Source organism: Allorhizobium borbori (assembly GCF_014196535.1).
Lineage (GTDB): Bacteria > Pseudomonadota > Alphaproteobacteria > Rhizobiales > Rhizobiaceae > Ectorhizobium > Ectorhizobium borbori.
Window position 1 is genome coordinate 262,989 of record NZ_JACIDU010000003.1, and the last position, 17,013, is coordinate 280,001.

Below are 17,013 nucleotides of genomic sequence, written 5' to 3' on the forward strand. Positions count from 1 at the left end.
GATCCGCTCTTCGTCAAGGAAATATTAACCTTAAAAATGTGTAATTCCCTGTGACATGAGAGTCGGCGGGAGTGTATGTCGTGACCAGAAAAGCGCATGGCCGGATTTTCGGAGAGCGGTCGCAACAGCACGTTCTGATTCTGGCCAGTGGCGACAAGGTTCGCCACATGGCCATTCGCCCATGGATGACGATTGCCGGCGTCGCGTTTGTCGGCCTGTTTTCGGTGGGCTACCTTGCCGCCACCTCCTATCTTGTTCTGCGTGACGATCTCATCGGCGCAACGATGGCGCGGCAGGCCCGCATCCAGCATGATTACGAGGACCGGATTTCCGCCCTGCGTTCCCAACTCGACCGTGTGACATCGCGGCAGTTGCTCGATCAGCAGGTGGTGGAAGAGAAGGTCGAAAAGCTTCTTGAACAACAGATGGCGCTGTCGCTGCGGCAAGGCAAGATCGGTAGCCTCCTCGACAAGGCGGATGACAGCGGAGTAACGACGGGTTCGGTTCCCGTGCCGACGGTCAAGCCACTGGCGCTTGGCAAGCAGGCTTCGCTCGCTCCGAAGGCCGACAGCCTGAAAGCGCTTGAGACACTTCTTACAGGCGAACCAAAGAAAACCCACAGCGCGCCGGCGAGCACGCCCGGCATGCTGGCCTATGCGCCGGCACAGGAAACCGTATCAGAACGCGCCGACCGGGTTTTCAGCACCGTGACCCGCTCGCTGAAGAGCATCGAGGTCGAGCAGCTTGCCCACATCCAGGGCCTTGCCAAGGACGCCAGCGGCCAGGCGGATGCTATTGCACGCATCCTGCGCGGCACCGGCGTCAGCGTGCCCGACACACAGCATGTGGCTTCAAACAACACTGCCATGGGGGGGCCTTTCATTGCGCCCGACAGCCCGGAAGCCTTCAACGTTTCGCTGAACGAGCTTGATTCGGCGCTTTCCCACCTTGAGTCGGTGCGCGACACGGCGCGCAAGCTGCCTTACGGCAACCCGGCGCCGGGCCGCGAGATCACCTCCAGTTTCGGAACACGGCTCGATGCCTTTTTCAACCGTCCGGCCCTTCATGCCGGCATCGACTTCCGCTCGGATATCGGCGCGCCGGTGCGCGCCAGCGGCGCGGGTCGCGTCATCACGGCGGGATACTCCGGTGGTTACGGCAACATGGTCGAAATCGATCACGGACAGGGCCTGACCAGCCGCTACGGCCATCTTTCCCGCATTTCCGTCTCCGAGGGCGATACGATTTCGCTCGGCCAGAAGATCGGCGAGGCCGGCAATACCGGCCGTTCCACCGGCCCGCATCTTCACTACGAAGTACGCCGCGACGGCACCGCCCTTGACCCGATGCGCTTCGTCACGGCCGGCACAAAGCTCACCAGCTACATGCGCTGAGCCCTGCCCGTAACGCGGTACCGTATTTTATCGCGGTGTTCCGCCCGGTTTTCTTGACTTTCCGGCATTTTAAGACTATTGGCCGCTGCATTGTCATGCACCTTCACCAGAGTTCGACAGAACCGGAACGGAAGCAGTTTTCCCTTTGACGACATTTGCTGATCTTGGACTGAGCCAGAAAGTCCTTTCCGCCGTTACCGACGCGGGCTACACAAACCCTACCCCGATCCAGGCAGGCGCCATTCCGCCGGCTCTCCAGCGCCGCGACATTCTGGGGATTGCCCAGACCGGGACAGGCAAGACAGCCTCTTTCGTACTGCCGATGCTAACCCTTCTGGAAACGGGTCGCGCCCGTGCGCGCATGCCGCGCACGCTCATTCTGGAGCCGACACGCGAACTCGCGGCACAGGTAGCGGAAAACTTCGAGAAATACGGCAAGAATCACCGCCTCAACATTTCGCTGCTGATCGGCGGCGTGTCCTTCGATGAGCAGGACCGCAAGCTGGAACGCGGTGCCGACGTGCTGATCGCCACCCCCGGCCGCCTGCTCGACCACTGCGAACGCGGCAAGCTCCTCATGACCGGCGTCGATATCTTCGTTATCGATGAAGCCGACCGCATGCTCGACATGGGCTTCATTCCCGACATCGAGCGCATTGCCAAGATCATTCCCTTCACGCGCCAGACCCTGTTCTTCTCGGCCACCATGCCGCCGGAAATCCAGAAGCTGGCCGATCGCTTCCTTCAAAATCCGGTTCGCGTCGAAGTGGCCCCGCCGTCTTCGACCGCCAAGACCGTGACGCAGCGTCTGGTTGCATCCAATGGCAAGGATTACGAAAAGCGTGCGGTTCTTCGCGATCTCATCAAGGCGCAGGACGACCTGAAGAACGCCATTATCTTCTGCAACCGCAAGAAGGATGTGGCCGACCTCTTCCGTTCGCTCGATCGCCACGGCTTTTCCGCCGGCGCCCTGCACGGCGACATGGACCAGCGTTCGCGCACGACCATGCTCCAGAACTTCAAGGACGGTCACCTCCAGCTTCTGGTGGCCTCCGACGTGGCCGCCCGCGGCCTCGACATCCCGGACGTGAGCCACGTCTTCAACTTCGATGTGCCGATCCACGCGGAGGACTATGTTCACCGCATCGGCCGCACGGGCCGCGCCGGTCGTTCCGGTCGCGCCTTCACCATTGTCACGCGACGCGAGACCAAGCATCTCGATGCCATCGAGAAGCTGATCGGCCAGTCGATCGAGTGGCTGAGCGGCGACCTCGCTGCCCTGCCCGCCGAATCCGAAGCGAGCGAAAACGACCGCGGCAACCGCAAGGGCGGTCGTGGACGGGATCGCGACCGTGATCGGGATCGCAAGCGTGACCGGAGCTCTGCTCCGACGGCGGAAACGGTGGCCTTTGTCGCCGCGCCGGTACAGGAACCCATCGAGGCTGAAGCAAGGAGCACGAGTGTGAAGGCAGAGCGCAAGACGGACCGCAAGCCCCGCGAGGAGGCCCGCCCGGCCCGCCAGTATCCGGCGAATGACGATCACCGCGAACAGCAGCGCCGCCGCCACCGTGACCACGACGATGGCCCGACGCCGGTTGGCTTCGGTGACGACATCCCGGCCTTCATGCTGATCGTCGCAAACGCGAAGAGCTGATGGGTCTTCCCGGTCTCGATTTTCCCGGCGTCGGTGTGGGCCTCGTGCTTTACCGCGACGGGAAAATTCTGCTTTGCCGTCGCCTGAAGGAACCCGAAGCCGGCTTCTGGAACATTCCGGGCGGCAAGGTCGATTTCATGGAAAAGGCAGAGGATGCGGCCCGCCGCGAGACGTCGGAGGAAACCGGCCTGACGGTGGGTTCGCTGCGTCTCCTCTGCGTCGATGAGGAGATCTTTCCCGATATCCGGCACCATTGGGTTTCGCTGCTTTACGTAACGGAAGACTTTTCCGGCGAGGCGCGCATCATGGAACCGACCAAGCATGACGGCCTCGAATGGTTTGCCCTCGATGCCTTGCCCGAAAACCTCTCGGAATTCGTGAAAAGCGCCGTTCGGTACCTCTGATCTTTCACCCAGCCCTGAGTGCGGCTTCGAATGCGAGCCGGACCCATTTTGCCATGATATCCGGATCGTCCCATGCCTCGTCGGGGACCGACCAATAAGGCATGGCGGCGGAACGGCCGTCCTTGCGGGTGTAGGTCCATTGCCGAGCACCGACCTCGTCGAAGTGCTGAGCGCTTTGCGCATCCACCTTCAGCAGAATCTCGCCGTCCAGTTCGATCGCCAGAATGCGGCCGTCACAATAAATGCCCTTGCCGCCGAACATGCGACGGATGCTGACAGGCCCGAGCGACTGGAACATCTCCTCGATCTCTGCCCGGTCCATGGCTCAGAGTTCCTTGAAGGCGCGTTCGAAATAGATGAGCGCCGGCGATGGCGGGCCCATATGGAGCGCCTCGACCTTGCCCAGCAGAACGATGTGGGTGGCCACCACTTTCGCCTCGAGCAGGGTGCAGTCGAAAGATGCCAGCGCATCGGACAGCACGGGCGCACCGGTTACAAGCGAAAGCCATTGCGCCTTAGCGAACCGTTCTTCCGCCGGCAGCTTGCCGATGCCCGCGAAGGCTTCGGCCAGCGGGCGATGATGGCCAGCGAGCGAATTCAGCGCGAAACGCCCACTTTTTTCGAAGATCGCATTCGATGCATTGGTGGCATTGACGCAGACCAGCACGGTTGCCGGACTGTCGGAAACCGAACAGGCCGCCGTGACGGTCACGCCGCGCCGTTCCTGGCCGTCCGTCGTCGTCACGATCTGCACATGACCGGCATAGCGGCTCATGGCGTTGCGATAAAGGGCGGGGTCAATCATCTCGGCGTTGGTCATGCTTTTGTCCTGAAGCCGGCGTCCATCGCCGGAAAATGCCAACATTAGACGGGAAGAATTACCAACTCACCTAACGGACATCATTTTTCCGACAAGAAACGGAAAGCCTTTCAACCGCCGGACGGCTTGGATAAGATGCGCGCCAACATTAACCGCTGGTCTTTCATGTTTCGATCTGTCGTTCCGCTCGCCACCCTTGCCCTTGTCGCCTCCTTCCTTCCGGCGGGGGCAGCAACCCTGGCCGTGGTCGCCCCTACATCCGGGCCGTTCGCAAGCCTTGGCGCGCAGATCTTTGCCGGCGCCGAAAAGCTTGCGGCGGAAAAGAAACTGACCGCAGTCCGCATTCCGGAAAGCTGCGAGCCTGGCAGCGGCGACAAGGTGGCCGCCGCCATCGTCGCGGCCAAAGCCTCCGCAGCCGTTGGCTTCCTCTGTGCGGAAAGCCTGGAAACGGGAGCGGGGTCACTGGAAAGTGCTGGCATTCCCGCCATTTCCGTTTCCGTTCGCTCGAAAATTCTGTTCGAAGACGTTGCGAAGGAAGGATGGCCCATCTTCAGCCTCGCGCCGCACTTTGACGACGAAGCCGAGAAGTTGATTTCGGTTATCGCCGAGGGCTGGCAGGGGGCGGCCTTCGCCATTGTTGATGACGGCACGCTTCCGGCCCGCGAACTGACGGAGGCCGTGCGGACCGGCCTTGATGACAAGGGGATGAAGCCGCAATTCGCCGACACGTTCCGCCCCGGCCTCGACAACCAGATCGCGCTGGTGCGGCGCCTCCAGAAGGCCAATGCAACGCATGTTCTCTTTGCCGGCGATCGTAGCGATGCTGCGATCATCGCTCGCGATGCAGCGGCGGAAAACATTCCGCTGACGCTACTGGGTGGCGAGGCGCTGAATGCTGCGGATCAGTCCGTGCCGCTCGCAGACGGCGTTCTCGCTGTTCTGCCGCCCGAGAAGCCGGAGACGGCAAAACCCGTTATCGACGCGCTGGCGAAAGTTGGCGTGATCGCCGAAGGCTATGTACTACCCGCCTATGCCGCCGCAACGATCGCCGCCAGCGCCATCGAGACCGCTACCCGCAATGGCAAGCCGGTCGCGTCCACGCTGGCCGGCGGCCAATACGATACCGTGATTGGCAGTTTCACCTTCGGCAAGGATGCGCCGCACCGCAATCCCTATCTTCTGATGGCTTGGAAGAATGGCCTGTTCACCCCCGTGGATGCCATGCGATAAAGCGTTTGCGCGCGGTTGTTTGCCCGCCGGACGGATGGTAAAGGAGCGCCAGAAGCGCAAAGCCCGTGCGTCCAGAGCCGACACGCCGATGAGAGAGACCTGCCCATGACTGCCGCCCCGATCCTGATCGCCCCCTCCATTCTCGCCTCGAATTTCGCCCGTCTGGGAGACGAGGTGCGCGACGTGGCCGAAGCCGGAGCGGACTGGATTCACCTCGACGTCATGGACGGCCATTTCGTTCCCAACATTTCCTTCGGCCCTGCCATCATCCAGTCCCTGCGGCCCTACACCAAGGCGGTGTTCGATTGCCATCTGATGATCGCGCCGGCCGACCCCTATCTCGAAGCCTTCGCCAAGGCCGGCTGTGACTACATCACCGTTCATGCCGAAGCCGGCCCGCACCTGCACCGCTCGCTGCAGACCATCCGCGCGCTCGGCAAGAAGGCCGGCGTTTCGCTGAACCCGGCCACGCCGCTTTCGGCCATCGAACAGGTCATCGGTGATATCGACCTCATCCTTATCATGAGCGTCAATCCGGGTTTTGGCGGCCAGAAATTCATCCATTCGCAGGTCGAGAAGATCGCGCAGGCCCGCGCCCTGATCGGCGACCGCCCCATCGCGCTTGAGGTCGATGGCGGCGTGACCGTCGAAACCGCGCCGCTGTGCACGAGAGCGGGCGCCAATGTGCTGGTGGCGGGCTCGGCCGTCTTCAAGGGTGAAGGCGTCGAAGCCTACCGCTCCACCGTCTCGGCGCTGCGTCAGGCCGCCGAAGCAGGCCGGGGCTGAGGGGGCCATGCCGTTGAGGGCAAGGCTCAAGGCAAGTCTCCCCTCAACCGCCACCATTCTGGCTGGCGGGCCGCTGTGGGGCATCCTCATGGCGCTTTCCGCCGCAACCTCTCTTTATGCGCAGGACCGGCTCTGGCTTTCCGCCGATCTCGATATTCTCGGCCTCTATTTCGTCGGCGGGCTGATCGGCTGGGTTCTCGCTCTACCCTTTGCCCGCTTCTGTGCGGCAGGACGACGGCCTGAGACGCGGTTCGCCGCCTGGCTGCTGTGGCTCGCCATTGGCACCATCGGCGTCACCGCCGGTCTGTTTGCCCTGCAATACCGGTCCTTCTATTCGCAGTGGCATGCGCCTTTCCTCAGCCGCATCTGGGTCTATCAGCTCGTCTTCACATCGGCGTCAGCGGTCTATCAGTTCGCCGTCATCGGGCTCAGGCTCTTCATGCCGCTCGGATTCATGCTTCTCATCGCGACCAGTGCGATAATGGCGCGTCGCATGCGTTGAGATTACGGGCAGCATTTGCTAAAGCGGCCCCATGTTTTCCGCTTGAGAAGGACCAGCCCATGATCCCCCGTTATTCCCGGCCCGAAATGGTCGCCATCTGGTCGCCCGAAACCCGGTTCCGCATCTGGTTCGAAATCGAGTCCCACGCCTGCGACGCGCTGGCTGCCATCGGCGTCATCCCGCAGTCCGCTGCCGATACGATCCGCGAGAAGGGGTCCGCCGCGCAGTTCGATACCGCCCGCATCGATGAAATCGAGGCCGTCACCAAGCATGACGTCATCGCCTTCCTGACGCATTTGGCCGAATTCGTCGGTCCGGACAGTCGTTTTGTCCACCAGGGCATGACCTCCTCCGACGTGCTCGACACCTGCCTCAATGTGCAGTTGACCCGCGCCTCCGACATTCTGCTGGCCGACCTCGACAAGTTGCTGGCCGCACTGAAGCGCCGTGCTTTCGAGCACAAGGACACCGTCACCATCGGCCGCTCGCACGGCATCCATGCCGAGCCGACCACTTTCGGCGTCAAGCTGGCGCTTGCCTACGCGGAGTTCGACCGCTGCAAGACGCGCCTGATGGCGGCCCGCGAGGAAATCGCCACCTGCGCCATTTCGGGCGCTGTCGGCACCTTCGCCAATATCGACCCGCGTGTGGAAGAGCATGTTGCCGCCGCCATGGGTCTGAAGCCCGAGCCGGTTTCGACACAGGTCATCCCGCGCGACCGTCATGCCATGTTCTTCGCAACGCTCGGCGTCATTGCCTCGTCGGTCGAGCGTCTGGCCATCGAGATCCGCCACCTGCAGCGCACGGAAGTTCTGGAAGCGGAAGAATATTTCTCGCCGGGCCAGAAGGGCTCTTCCGCCATGCCGCACAAGCGCAACCCGGTTCTGACCGAAAACCTGACGGGTCTTGCCCGCATGGTTCGTTCCTACGCCTTCCCGGCGATGGAAAACGTGGCCTTGTGGCATGAGCGCGATATCTCGCACTCCTCCGTGGAGCGCATGATCGGCCCGGATGCGACTATCACCCTCGACTTCGCGCTGGCCCGCCTCACCGGCGTTGTCGACAAGCTGCTCGTCTATCCGGAAAACATGCTGAAGAACATGAACAAGTTCCGCGGCCTCGTGCATTCCCAGCGCGTGCTGCTGGCACTGACGCAGGCCGGCGTTTCCCGCGAGGACGCCTATCGCCTCGTGCAGCGCAACGCCATGAAGGTGTGGGAACAGGGCAAGGACTTCCTTGAGGAACTGCTGGCCGATCCGGAAGTGCGCGCCGCCCTTCCGGAAGCCGACATTCGCGAGAAGTTCGACCTCGGCTACCACACCAAGCATGTGGATACGATCTTCCGCCGCGTCTTCGGCGAAGTCTGATCCCGGAGGGCGGCGCAGGCCGCCCTTTTCATTCCAGCGCATCGAGAAACAGGGGCATTTCCATGAAAGTCGCGGAAGCGGACATCCTCATCGTTCCCGGTTATGGCGATTCCGGCGACGGACACTGGCAGACCCGCTGGGAGCAGCGCCTTTCGACCGCACGCCGCGTCGAACAGGCCGACTGGAACAACCCTGTTCTGGAACACTGGACGGCCCGCATCGTGCGCGAGGTTTCGGTGGCAACCCGCCCCGTGGTCTTTGTCGCCCATTCGCTTGGTGTTGCGACCGTGCTGCACGCCCTGCCCAATCTGGGCGCCAAGGTGGCCGGCGCCTTCTTCGTCGCCCCGCCGGATATCGAGGATGCGCGCCGCGTGCCCGAGGGGCTCACCGCCTTTGGTCCCTACCCGCTGGCGCGTCTTCCCTTTCCGGCGATCACCATCGCCAGCCGCAACGATCCCTATTGCGCGTTCGAGACGGCGGAACGGCTGACGCAAAACTGGGGCTCCCTGCTCATCGATGCCGGAGAGTCCGGGCATATCAACGTCGATTCCGGCCATGGTCCCTGGCCGGAAGGCACGATGGTCTTTGCTGAATTCCTCAGCCGGCTGCAACCTCCGAAGGTGCATTAAGCGCGCCTGTAACCTTTCAAGCCAGAGCGGGATTGCCACTTTTCGGGGATGTTCTTCGCCCGGAAGCCCTTTCCCGCCGGATACTGCCTTCTCCAAAAGTCGAAACGGGGGGAGATTGCGGTTTAAGCGTAATTAAACTTCATTCTTGTATTTATATCGTTCATTCTTCCCATACAGTGGGGAGCGATGGCATGATGCCGGTCGAATGCGAATGAAATCACGCGCCGAAACTGATACGAGGCAAGGAATTCGGGTTGCGCACGACCACCACTTTCGTGAGCGGACAGCCGTCCGGGACAGGTATGGGCGACGACAAGCGCTGTGCGTTGACGATGATGCTTGCGCCCCTTCCCTTTGCCGCCGCCGCTTTGGCGATGGATGGACGGATCGTTGCGACCAACGCGCTGTTCGAGACACAATGGGGTGGGCAGGCACCGCAGACGGGAAACCGGGCCCTTGGCGAAATCGTCGCAGAGGCTGACCTCGCCAAGCTTGCAACCCTGTTTGCCGATCTCACACGAGGTGAAAAGGCCGGGCCGCTCACCGTCGAACTGCGTTTTCCCGCCGCCGAAGGCCGATTGCGCGTCGGCCTTGCCGGCTTCACTCCCTATGAATACGAAAAAACGCCGCTGCTTTTGATGCAGATCGCGCCGCTTGACGAGCAGGTTGCCCGCGAGGAAGCGCTCAGGGCGCAGGAGCAGCGGGCGGAATATGCTCTGACCGCATCGAAGCTCGGCGTCTGGGACCATAACCTCAAGACCGGCGTTTTCGAATTTTCGGACCTCTGGCTCAGCATTCGTGGCTTCACGTCGCCAGACCAGTTGATCCACAATAACGAGGAATGGATCAACCAGCTTCACCCCGACGACCGGGAGCGGACGCTCCACGCTATCGAACGCCAGAACCGCGGCGATCCGGATTACGCGGTATTCCGCTATCGCATCCGCCACAAGAACGGCAACTGGATCTGGATCGAGTGCCGCGGCATGTGCGTGGAGTGGGATGAGTACGGCAATCCGCTCCGCTCCACCGGCACCGATGCGGACGTCACCAGCCGCCAGGACTGGGAAGACAACATGACCGCGCAGGCGCAGCGCCTGCGGCTGGCTCTGGACGTATCGCGTATCGGCGTATTCGAGGCCAATCTGACGACGGGAACCAGCAACTGGGATGAGCGGATGTACGCCATCTACGGGGTGCCGGTGGAACAGGAAATCCCCGTCGGTTCGGCGTGGGAAAGCATGCTGCATCCGGAAGATAAAGCCCGGGTTCTTGCGAAGATGGAGTACCATCTCGAAAACCTTCTGCCACATTCCGACGAGTTCCGAGTCATTCGTGCCGACGGCACGATTGCCTATATTCGCTCCCGTTCGCTGCCATTCATCGAGCCGGGCACCGGTCATCGCAAGGTCATCGGCGCCGACTGGGACGTGTCCGAGGATGTGGAACTGCAAAAGCAGTTGCGGCAGGCGCGCGATCTGGCGGAGGCCAGAAATGTCGCCCTTGAAGCCGCCCGCGCCAGCATCGAGCACAATGCACTTCATGACCACCTGACGGGGCTGCCGAACCGCCGTTATCTCGACCGCGTGCTTCATGACGAGGCTGACGGCGGCAACCTGTCTATTCTCCACATAGACCTCGACCGCTTCAAGCAGATCAACGATACGCAGGGCCACAGCGTCGGCGATGCCATGCTCAAGCATGCCGCCGCCGTTCTTGCACGCTGCGCCCGTGCGGAAGACTTCCTCGCCCGGATCGGCGGTGACGAGTTCGTCATCGTTGCCCGCTCCAAGGGGCCGCAACACCACCTCGTCTCGCTAGCCGACCGCATCATCAACGAACTGCGCAAGCCGATTTCCGTCGACGGTAACCAGTGCCGCATCGGCGCCAGCATCGGGATCGCCAGTCGCGACGATGCCTCGCTCGATGCCCGACAGTTGCTGCAAAATGCCGACATCGCCCTTTACCGGGCCAAAAATCTCGGTCGAAACCGTTTCGAGGTCTTCTCCTCGGGCATGCAGCACGAGATCGTCAATGCCAAGAAGGTTTCCGACGAGATACTGCGCGCACTGGAACAGAGTGAATTCGTCCCCTGGTACCAGTTTCAGTTCGATGCCCGCACGCTCGATATCTGCGGTGCCGAGACGCTGGCCCGGTGGCAACACCCGGAACGGGGCATCCTGACGCCGGACCGGTTCCTGCCGATCGCGGAAGACCTGGACGCTGTCGCCGACATCGACGCCCAGATCCTCGAAAAGGGGCTGATCGATTTCCGTCGCTGGCAGTCTACGGGGCTTGGCATACCGAAGATTTCCGTCAATGTCTCCGCCCGCCGGCTTCACGATCCCCATCTCCATCAAACCGTTCGCGAACTTGGCATCCAGCCGGGCACAGTCTCCTTCGAGCTTCTGGAGTCGATCTTTCTCGATGATTTCGACGCAGCGGTAGCGGAAAACCTCAAGAATCTTCGCAGGCAGGGCATTGCGATCGAGATCGATGATTTCGGCTCCGGCCATGCCTCCATCGTCAGCCTGGTGAGACTTGCTCCCGCGACACTCAAGATCGACCGTGAACTCGTTACGCCGCTCTCCAATTCGCAGGAGCAGCGCAAGCTTGTCGGCTCGATCATCGACATAGGCCGATCGCTGAACATCCGCGTCGTAGCAGAAGGCGTGGAAACGGCGGAGCACATCCGCATCCTGCGCGATCTGGGATGCGACGCGCTGCAGGGTTATGCGCTGGCACGCCCGATCCCGGCCTCGCAGGTGGAAGCTTTCGTTCGCAGCGATGCCTGGCGCAGCGCAGACCCGGATTGACTGCACTCGCAAACTGCACGGCAAAAAGGCCGCGCGCAACAGCGCACGGCCTGCTCATGACGTCAGATCGGATCGACGGTATCAGGAATTGGTGATCTGGTCGATGGCTTCGCCGAGGAGATCAACCATCTTGGTGCGCAGGTCTTCGTCGGAAAGCGTAACGCCAGCGGCATCGAGATCGGCGCGCAGCTTGCGGAACACATCCTCATTGCCGGCCTCGGCGAGATCGGCCATCACGACTTCCTTGGCATAGGCTTCTGCGTCGTCCTTGCCAATCAGACCGGCAACCCAGAGACCAAGAAGCTTGTTGCGGCGGGCTTCCGCCTTGAACTTCAGCTCCTGATCGTGGGCGAACTTGTTTTCAAAGGCCTTCTCGCGATCGCTCAAACCACTCATCTGGCGTCTCCCTATACGGTCGGTTTCGGTTTTCTGAGCCACCATTAATCAAAAGCACGCTCAAAGTGCAATGCGAAGTTTGGCTATGATCGGCTCAATTTCCGGTGCGGGACGAAGCGCGGCACAAACGACAGCAAAGCCCCCGCGAACCTGACGCCCGCGGAGGCCCGAAACATTTATCTGGCGGGAAATGTCTGCGTCGTCGATCAGACTTTACGCATCTCCAGCAGCACGTCGCGCAGCATGTTGCTCATCTGGGAGTGGATGTCCTCGTCGGAGACACCGACGCCGGCGGAATCGAAATCCCGGCGGATGTGGGCGAATTCACCATTGTGGCGCTCAAGGCCGCTCAGCACCACCGCGTCGGCATAGGCATCGACGTCCGACTTGCCAAGCATTTCGCCGGCCCACTGGCCAAGACGCTTGTTACGGCGCGCGCTGGCAAGGAATTGGTTCTTCTCATCGAGAGCATAGCCGATTTCGTGGGCGTTGGCCCGAAGCTTCAAAGCGTTCATTATGTCGTCCCCGTTTGTTTTCCGTTGTGACCGGCCGTCTCAAGCTGACCGTGACTGGATTGATAGCGGGAATTTTTTGAAATTCGGTGTAGGGTATAGGTGAACGATTCCCCAATGCAGGAGGCCAGAATTCGCATACAGGAAAGCCCTTCGACCGGGACAGAGTGATTGTGAAATCCATTCTTTTCCGATAAGGGGACCGCAATCATTATCTATCTGCGCGGCCCAGGCCAGCGCCAACCATGAGAACGAACGATATGAACCGTCGCCGCCGCATTTACGAAGGCAAGGCCAAGATCCTTTACGAAGGTCCCGAGCCGGGCACGCTGATCCAGTTCTTCAAGGACGATGCGACCGCATTCAACAAGAAGAAGCACGCCATCATCGACGGCAAGGGCGTGCTGAACAACCGCATCTCCGAATATCTCTTCACGCACCTGAACAAGATCGGGATCCCGACCCACTTTATCCGCCGGCTGAACATGCGCGAGCAGCTCATCCGCGAAGTGGAAATGATTCCGCTCGAAATCGTGGTGCGCAATGTCGCCGCCGGTTCTCTGTCCGAACGTCTCGGCATCGAGGAAGGCGTCGTTCTGCCGCGCTCGATTATCGAATTCTATTACAAGTCCGATGCGCTGGGCGACCCGATGGTTTCGGAAGAGCACATCACCGCTTTCGGCTGGGCCAACCCCGCCGAGCTGGACGACATGATGGCGCTCGCCATCCGCGTCAACGACTTCCTGTCGGGCCTTTTCCTGGGCGTCGGCATCCAGCTCGTTGATTTCAAGATCGAATGCGGCCGCCTGTTCGAAGGCGACATGATGCGCATTATCCTGGCCGACGAGATTTCGCCGGATAGCTGCCGTCTATGGGATATCGAAACCCACAAGAAGATGGACAAGGACCTGTTCCGCCGCGATCTGGGCGGCCTTCTCGAAGCCTATTCGGAAGTGGCCCGCCGCCTCGGCATCATCAATGAAAACGAACCGGTCCGCGGTACGGGCCCGGTTCTCGTCAAGTAAGCGAGAGGCTTGGAAGACTGTGATCAAGGCACGCGTCACCGTAACGCTCAAGAACGGCGTTCTCGACCCGCAGGGCAAGGCAATCGAAGGCGCGCTCGGCGCGCTCGGTTTTGAAGGCGTCGGCCATGTCCGTCAGGGCAAGGTCTTCGACCTGGAACTGGAAGGCGCGGACAAGGCAAAGGCCGAAGCCGACCTGAAGGCAATGTGCGAAAAGCTTCTCGCCAACACCGTCATCGAGAACTACTCGATCGCCATTCTCTGAACCCAAGGATAGCCGCCATGAAATCTGCCGTCCTCCAGCTTCCGGGTCTCAACCGTGACCGTGACATGATCGCGGCGCTGACCAAGATTTCCGGTCAGGCGCCCGTTACCGTGTGGCAGACCGAAACGGAACTGCCCGATGTCGATCTCATCGTCATTCCCGGCGGCTTTTCCTACGGCGACTATCTGCGTTGCGGCGCAATTGCCGCCCGCATGCCGGTGATGCAGGCCGTCAAGAAGGCTGCTGAAAAGGGTGTGAAGGTTCTGGGCGTATGCAACGGTTTCCAGATCCTGCTTGAAGCCGGCCTTCTGCCCGGTGCGTTGATGCGCAACGCCTCGCTGCGTTTTGTCTGCCGCGAAATCAAGCTGTCGGTTGCCAACGCCTCGACGGATTTCACCCGCGCCTATGCCGAGGGCCAGATCATCCGCTGCCCGGTTGCTCACCATGACGGCAACTTCTTCGCGGATGCCGAGACGCTGGCCCGCATCGAAGGCAACGGCCAGGTCGTGTTCCGCTATGCCGAAGGTACCAATCCGAACGGCTCGATCAACGACATCGCCGGCGTCATCAACGAGAAAGGCAACGTTCTCGGCATGATGCCGCACCCGGAAAACCTGATCGAAGCCGCCCATGGCGGCAATGATGGCCGCGGTATCTTCGCTTCGGCCCTCGACGTCATCGCCGCCTGATTTCAGGCGTTTTCGAACCCGTTGCAGCGAAGGCGCGCCGCGTTTTCGCTGCAATTTCGTGTTGAAAGCGGCTCACTTGCCCGCTTTGCCGGGCGGAAGCCTTCTCCCTCTCCTGTTCTGGACACGTCCTCATGCGCCTTGCTCGCACCTCGCTTCTCGCCTCCGCAGTGGTTTGTGCCGCCGCCATCATCCTTTCCGGCTGCCAGTCGAAGCGCGCACCCGCCCCCATTGCGCCCGGCCGTGCCGCCCTGCCAACCATGGAACGCGTCGCGCTTGGTGCGAATGCCTGCTGGTTCAAATCGGGTGATGCCGCCTTCCGCTCCTACAAGCTGGCGCCGGAACTCAATTCATTCTCCGGCCGCCCGCGCATTTTGGTCGTGCCCGCCCACAGCCCGGAAGCGCGCCCGCTTCTCGTCGTCGAGGCCGAAGGCAATCCGGCCCGCGTCGCGACCTACGGACCGCTCCTGAACGATGCTTCCGCCGCCCGCATCAATGCCGATGTCAGCCGCTGGGCGGCTGGCGGCAGCGGTTGCCGCTCCTGACAAAGGCATAGAAAAGCCCGCCGCAGCCGGTTGGGACTGGCTGGGCGGGTGTAGCCGGACGGGGAAGACCGGCAAAGTTTTGTAGGCGGGTGGCGCGAAGCCGGGTCTTTCAGCGCCTCAGTCGAAGAAGCAGGACTTGTTCACCTCGCGACGCGCCTCGAAGGGCGTCACCCCGATATCATCCAGTTCGAAATCCGTCAGTTCGCGCAGCACGGCGCGTCCGCGACGCTTCGCGTGCCAGCCACGGATCGCGGCTACCATCTTTGAAAACAAGCTGCCATTGTGGGCATAGACCAGCGGCTGCGGCTCCAGCATGTCGCCAGTGTCGCGAAAATAATGCTCTCGTACATAGCCATCCGGGTATATTGTATCGATTGTCGAGAGATATTGATCGAGCTTGCGCATTTCCACACCAATTTGTCATAATTGAACCTGTCGCCTCACTATCATTGACAAAGACAGGGATGCAATTTACAAATTGTCTCCATGACAAATTGGCTTCCGAACATTTCCGAGGGCAATGGCCCGTTCTATCTTCGCCTTGCAGACGCCATCGAGGCCGCAATTGGCGATGGCACCCTGCCGGCAGGCGCAAAATTGCCGCCGCAGCGGAACATTGCCTATGATCTCGGCGTGACAATCGGCACGATCAGCCGCGCCTATGCCACTGTTCATGAACGCGGGCTGGTGAGTGGCGAGGTCGGTCGCGGCACCTATGTCAACGATCGCAAGACGCCAGCCGCCACCGCTGCGCATGACCCCGTGGTGGCTACGCTGGCCGGAACCCGCCTCATCGCACCGCCCTCTGCCGATCATTATCGCTTCGATACGACGGGCGCTCCGAACATTGGCCAGGACAGCATTCTGGAGCGACATCTGGCCGAGATCACCCGCGACAGCCCGCTCGGGCTCGTCAATTACACGAATGTCTTTCCCGATCACTGGTGCAGGGCCGGCGCTTCCTGGCTGGCGCAGGGCAACTGGACACCCTTGCCCGAAAGCGTCGTCACGACGCTTGGCGCCCATGCCGGCATCATGAGTGTCATCACGGCCATGACCGCGCCTGGTGACAAGATCGTGTTCGAGAACCTCACCTATTCCCACATCAGCCGCAGCGCGGCGCTCGTCGGCCGCCGCATTGCGCTGACGGAAATCGATGATCAGGGCATCATTCCCGAAGAATTCGAAAAGGTCTGCGCGCAGCAACATCCGAAACTCGTCTTCCTGATGCCGTCTGCGCAGAACCCGACATGCATCACGCTCTCGGTGGAGCGACGGCAGGCCATTGCGGAGATCGCCCGCCGTTACAATGTCTGGATCGTCGAGGACATTCTCTATGGCGGCATGCGTAACGACGATCTGCCACCCATTGCCTCGTTTGCACCCGAACTCACGTTCGTGGTCGGGGGGCTGTCGAAATCGGTTGCGGCGGGGGTCCGTGGCGGCTGGGTCGCCTGCCCGACCCATTTCGCACCGCGTGTGCGCATTGCCCACAAGATGCTGAGCGGTGGTCAGCCGTTCCTGCTCGCCGAACTTGCCGCACGCCTGGTGCTGAGCGGTGATGCCGCCGCCATCCGTCGCCGCTGCCTGACCGAAATCGGTGCCCGCGAGGCGATTGCCCGCAAGATTCTCGCCGGGCTCGAGTTCGAATCGCACCCCAATACGCCGTTCCTGTGGCTGCACCTGCCCGACCCCTGGCTGTCCAGTACATTCCGGGCTGCGGCACTCAGCGAGGGGGTGCTGGTCGATGACGAGGACGAGTTCAAGGCGGCCCGCACGGACCGGGTCTACCATCGGGTACGTATCGGCTTCTCCATGCCGCCCACGCAGGCTGACGTGGCAGAAGGGCTCACCATTCTGCGCCGGCTGCTGGATCACGGCGCAACGGGCTGTGACAGCTTGGCGTGAGAACACATTTTCCTGTCGCGCTTGCGGATGACATGGGTTAAAGAGGGCGCGAAACCAATCCCCTGCGCTCACGGACT

19 protein-coding genes are annotated in these 17,013 nt (G+C 61.5%); 14 read left to right on the forward strand and 5 right to left on the reverse strand.

The features are described 5' to 3' along the window. Positions 1-80: 80 nt before the first annotated feature. From GGQ66_RS05380 to GGQ66_RS05390, 3 genes are all read left to right on the forward strand, one after another. Positions 81-1,394 carry a peptidoglycan DD-metalloendopeptidase family protein gene (locus GGQ66_RS05380; protein WP_370686293.1) on the forward strand — a complete coding sequence of 438 codons (1,314 nt, stop codon included), beginning with the start codon at positions 81-83 and terminating at the stop codon, positions 1,392-1,394. Positions 1,395-1,539: 145 nt separating this feature from the next. After that, entirely contained in the window at positions 1,540-3,048 is a 1,509-nt protein-coding gene (locus GGQ66_RS05385; RefSeq protein WP_183790197.1) for a DEAD/DEAH box helicase, read from the forward strand. Beyond that, positions 3,048-3,452: an NUDIX domain-containing protein gene (locus GGQ66_RS05390; RefSeq protein WP_183790199.1), complete on the forward strand. Its 405-nt coding sequence runs from the start codon at positions 3,048-3,050 to the stop codon at positions 3,450-3,452. Before GGQ66_RS05385 ends, GGQ66_RS05390 begins: the two co-directional genes overlap by 1 nt. 4 nt (positions 3,453-3,456) lie before the next feature. On the opposite strand, the gene GGQ66_RS05395 is transcribed toward GGQ66_RS05390, so the two are convergent. Together GGQ66_RS05395 and GGQ66_RS05400 are read right to left on the reverse strand one after the other, a co-directional pair. Then, entirely contained in the window at positions 3,457-3,774 is a 318-nt protein-coding gene (locus GGQ66_RS05395; RefSeq protein ID WP_183790201.1) for a TfoX/Sxy family protein, read from the reverse strand. 3 nt (positions 3,775-3,777) lie between these two features. Next, positions 3,778-4,272, reverse strand: a complete 495-nt coding sequence (locus GGQ66_RS05400; RefSeq protein WP_183790203.1) for a flavin reductase family protein — start codon at positions 4,270-4,272, stop codon at positions 3,778-3,780. Positions 4,273-4,407: 135 nt separating this feature from the next. On the opposite strand from GGQ66_RS05400, the gene GGQ66_RS05405 reads away from it, so the two are divergent. The 6 genes from GGQ66_RS05405 to GGQ66_RS05430 all read left to right on the forward strand — a co-directional run bounded on the left by GGQ66_RS05405 (position 4,408) and on the right by GGQ66_RS05430 (position 11,602). Next, complete coding sequence (locus tag GGQ66_RS05405; RefSeq protein WP_183790205.1) at positions 4,408-5,502, forward strand: ABC transporter substrate-binding protein; 1,095 nt, start codon at positions 4,408-4,410, stop codon at positions 5,500-5,502. Between the two features lie 105 nt (positions 5,503-5,607). Next, positions 5,608-6,288, forward strand: a complete 681-nt coding sequence (gene rpe / locus GGQ66_RS05410; protein ID WP_183790207.1) for a ribulose-phosphate 3-epimerase — start codon at positions 5,608-5,610, stop codon at positions 6,286-6,288. Positions 6,289-6,295: 7 nt separating this feature from the next. After that, on the forward strand, positions 6,296-6,790 hold the full coding sequence (locus GGQ66_RS05415) for a hypothetical protein (RefSeq protein WP_183790209.1): 495 nt from the start codon (positions 6,296-6,298) through the stop codon (positions 6,788-6,790). A gap of 59 nt (positions 6,791-6,849) precedes the next feature. Continuing rightward, complete coding sequence (gene purB / locus GGQ66_RS05420) at positions 6,850-8,157, forward strand: adenylosuccinate lyase (RefSeq protein ID WP_183790211.1); 1,308 nt, start codon at positions 6,850-6,852, stop codon at positions 8,155-8,157. A gap of 62 nt (positions 8,158-8,219) precedes the next feature. Next, complete coding sequence (locus GGQ66_RS05425) at positions 8,220-8,786, forward strand: RBBP9/YdeN family alpha/beta hydrolase (protein ID WP_183790213.1); 567 nt, start codon at positions 8,220-8,222, stop codon at positions 8,784-8,786. Positions 8,787-9,424: 638 nt separating this feature from the next. Next, positions 9,425-11,602, forward strand: a complete 2,178-nt coding sequence (locus GGQ66_RS05430) for a sensor domain-containing protein (RefSeq protein WP_441397105.1) — start codon at positions 9,425-9,427, stop codon at positions 11,600-11,602. Positions 11,603-11,683: 81 nt separating this feature from the next. Here GGQ66_RS05430 and GGQ66_RS05435 read toward each other — a convergent pair whose 3' ends face one another. Continuing rightward, positions 11,684-11,998 (reverse strand): DUF1476 domain-containing protein, encoded by a 315-nt coding sequence (locus GGQ66_RS05435; RefSeq protein ID WP_183790215.1) that lies wholly within the window; start codon positions 11,996-11,998, stop codon positions 11,684-11,686. A 206-nt stretch (positions 11,999-12,204) separates the two neighbouring features. Beyond that, positions 12,205-12,513, reverse strand: coding sequence for an ATPase inhibitor subunit zeta (locus tag GGQ66_RS05440; protein ID WP_183790217.1), 309 nt, complete (start codon positions 12,511-12,513; stop codon positions 12,205-12,207). Positions 12,514-12,770: 257 nt separating this feature from the next. Here GGQ66_RS05440 and purC point away from each other — a divergent pair, with 257 nt between their 5' ends. From purC to GGQ66_RS05460, 4 genes are all read left to right on the forward strand, one after another. Further along, positions 12,771-13,535 carry a phosphoribosylaminoimidazolesuccinocarboxamide synthase gene (purC, locus tag GGQ66_RS05445; protein WP_183790359.1) on the forward strand — a complete coding sequence of 255 codons (765 nt, stop codon included), beginning with the start codon at positions 12,771-12,773 and terminating at the stop codon, positions 13,533-13,535. Positions 13,536-13,554: 19 nt separating this feature from the next. Continuing rightward, the gene (gene purS, locus GGQ66_RS05450; protein ID WP_183790219.1) at positions 13,555-13,797 is read left to right on the forward strand and encodes a phosphoribosylformylglycinamidine synthase subunit PurS; all 243 of its coding nucleotides are present in this window, start codon (positions 13,555-13,557) and stop codon (positions 13,795-13,797) included. Between the two features lie 17 nt (positions 13,798-13,814). Further along, positions 13,815-14,486, forward strand: coding sequence for a phosphoribosylformylglycinamidine synthase subunit PurQ (purQ, locus tag GGQ66_RS05455; RefSeq protein WP_183790221.1), 672 nt, complete (start codon positions 13,815-13,817; stop codon positions 14,484-14,486). A 131-nt stretch (positions 14,487-14,617) separates the two neighbouring features. Continuing rightward, entirely contained in the window at positions 14,618-15,028 is a 411-nt protein-coding gene (locus GGQ66_RS05460) for a hypothetical protein (protein WP_183790223.1), read from the forward strand. 117 nt (positions 15,029-15,145) lie between these two features. Here GGQ66_RS05460 and GGQ66_RS05465 read toward each other — a convergent pair whose 3' ends face one another. Next, a complete protein-coding gene (locus GGQ66_RS05465) occupies positions 15,146-15,433 on the reverse strand; it encodes a DUF1127 domain-containing protein (protein ID WP_183790225.1) in 288 nt (95 codons plus the stop codon). A gap of 81 nt (positions 15,434-15,514) precedes the next feature. On the opposite strand from GGQ66_RS05465, the gene GGQ66_RS05470 reads away from it, so the two are divergent. Continuing rightward, a complete protein-coding gene (locus GGQ66_RS05470; RefSeq protein WP_183790228.1) occupies positions 15,515-16,936 on the forward strand; it encodes an aminotransferase-like domain-containing protein in 1,422 nt (473 codons plus the stop codon). The last annotated feature ends 77 nt before the right edge of the window (positions 16,937-17,013 follow it).

Coding starts and splice junctions, on each gene's coding strand:
- GGQ66_RS05470 (WP_183790228.1), top strand. CDS start 15,515: ATGACAAATTGGCTTCCGAACATTTCCGAGGGCAATGGCCCGTTCTAT.
- GGQ66_RS05390 (WP_183790199.1), top strand. CDS start 3,048: ATGGGTCTTCCCGGTCTCGATTTTCCCGGCGTCGGTGTGGGCCTCGTG.
- GGQ66_RS05425 (WP_183790213.1), top strand. CDS start 8,220: ATGAAAGTCGCGGAAGCGGACATCCTCATCGTTCCCGGTTATGGCGAT.
- GGQ66_RS05460 (WP_183790223.1), top strand. CDS start 14,618: ATGCGCCTTGCTCGCACCTCGCTTCTCGCCTCCGCAGTGGTTTGTGCC.
- GGQ66_RS05440 (WP_183790217.1), bottom strand. CDS start 12,513: ATGAACGCTTTGAAGCTTCGGGCCAACGCCCACGAAATCGGCTATGCT.
- GGQ66_RS05405 (WP_183790205.1), top strand. CDS start 4,408: ATGCGCGCCAACATTAACCGCTGGTCTTTCATGTTTCGATCTGTCGTT.
- GGQ66_RS05400 (WP_183790203.1), bottom strand. CDS start 4,272: ATGACCAACGCCGAGATGATTGACCCCGCCCTTTATCGCAACGCCATG.
- rpe (WP_183790207.1), top strand. CDS start 5,608: ATGACTGCCGCCCCGATCCTGATCGCCCCCTCCATTCTCGCCTCGAAT.
- GGQ66_RS05395 (WP_183790201.1), bottom strand. CDS start 3,774: ATGGACCGGGCAGAGATCGAGGAGATGTTCCAGTCGCTCGGGCCTGTC.
- GGQ66_RS05435 (WP_183790215.1), bottom strand. CDS start 11,998: ATGAGTGGTTTGAGCGATCGCGAGAAGGCCTTTGAAAACAAGTTCGCC.
- purC (WP_183790359.1), top strand. CDS start 12,771: ATGAACCGTCGCCGCCGCATTTACGAAGGCAAGGCCAAGATCCTTTAC.
- purB (WP_183790211.1), top strand. CDS start 6,850: ATGATCCCCCGTTATTCCCGGCCCGAAATGGTCGCCATCTGGTCGCCC.
- purQ (WP_183790221.1), top strand. CDS start 13,815: ATGAAATCTGCCGTCCTCCAGCTTCCGGGTCTCAACCGTGACCGTGAC.
- GGQ66_RS05415 (WP_183790209.1), top strand. CDS start 6,296: ATGCCGTTGAGGGCAAGGCTCAAGGCAAGTCTCCCCTCAACCGCCACC.
- GGQ66_RS05430 (WP_441397105.1), top strand. CDS start 9,425: ATGCAGATCGCGCCGCTTGACGAGCAGGTTGCCCGCGAGGAAGCGCTC.
- GGQ66_RS05465 (WP_183790225.1), bottom strand. CDS start 15,433: ATGCGCAAGCTCGATCAATATCTCTCGACAATCGATACAATATACCCG.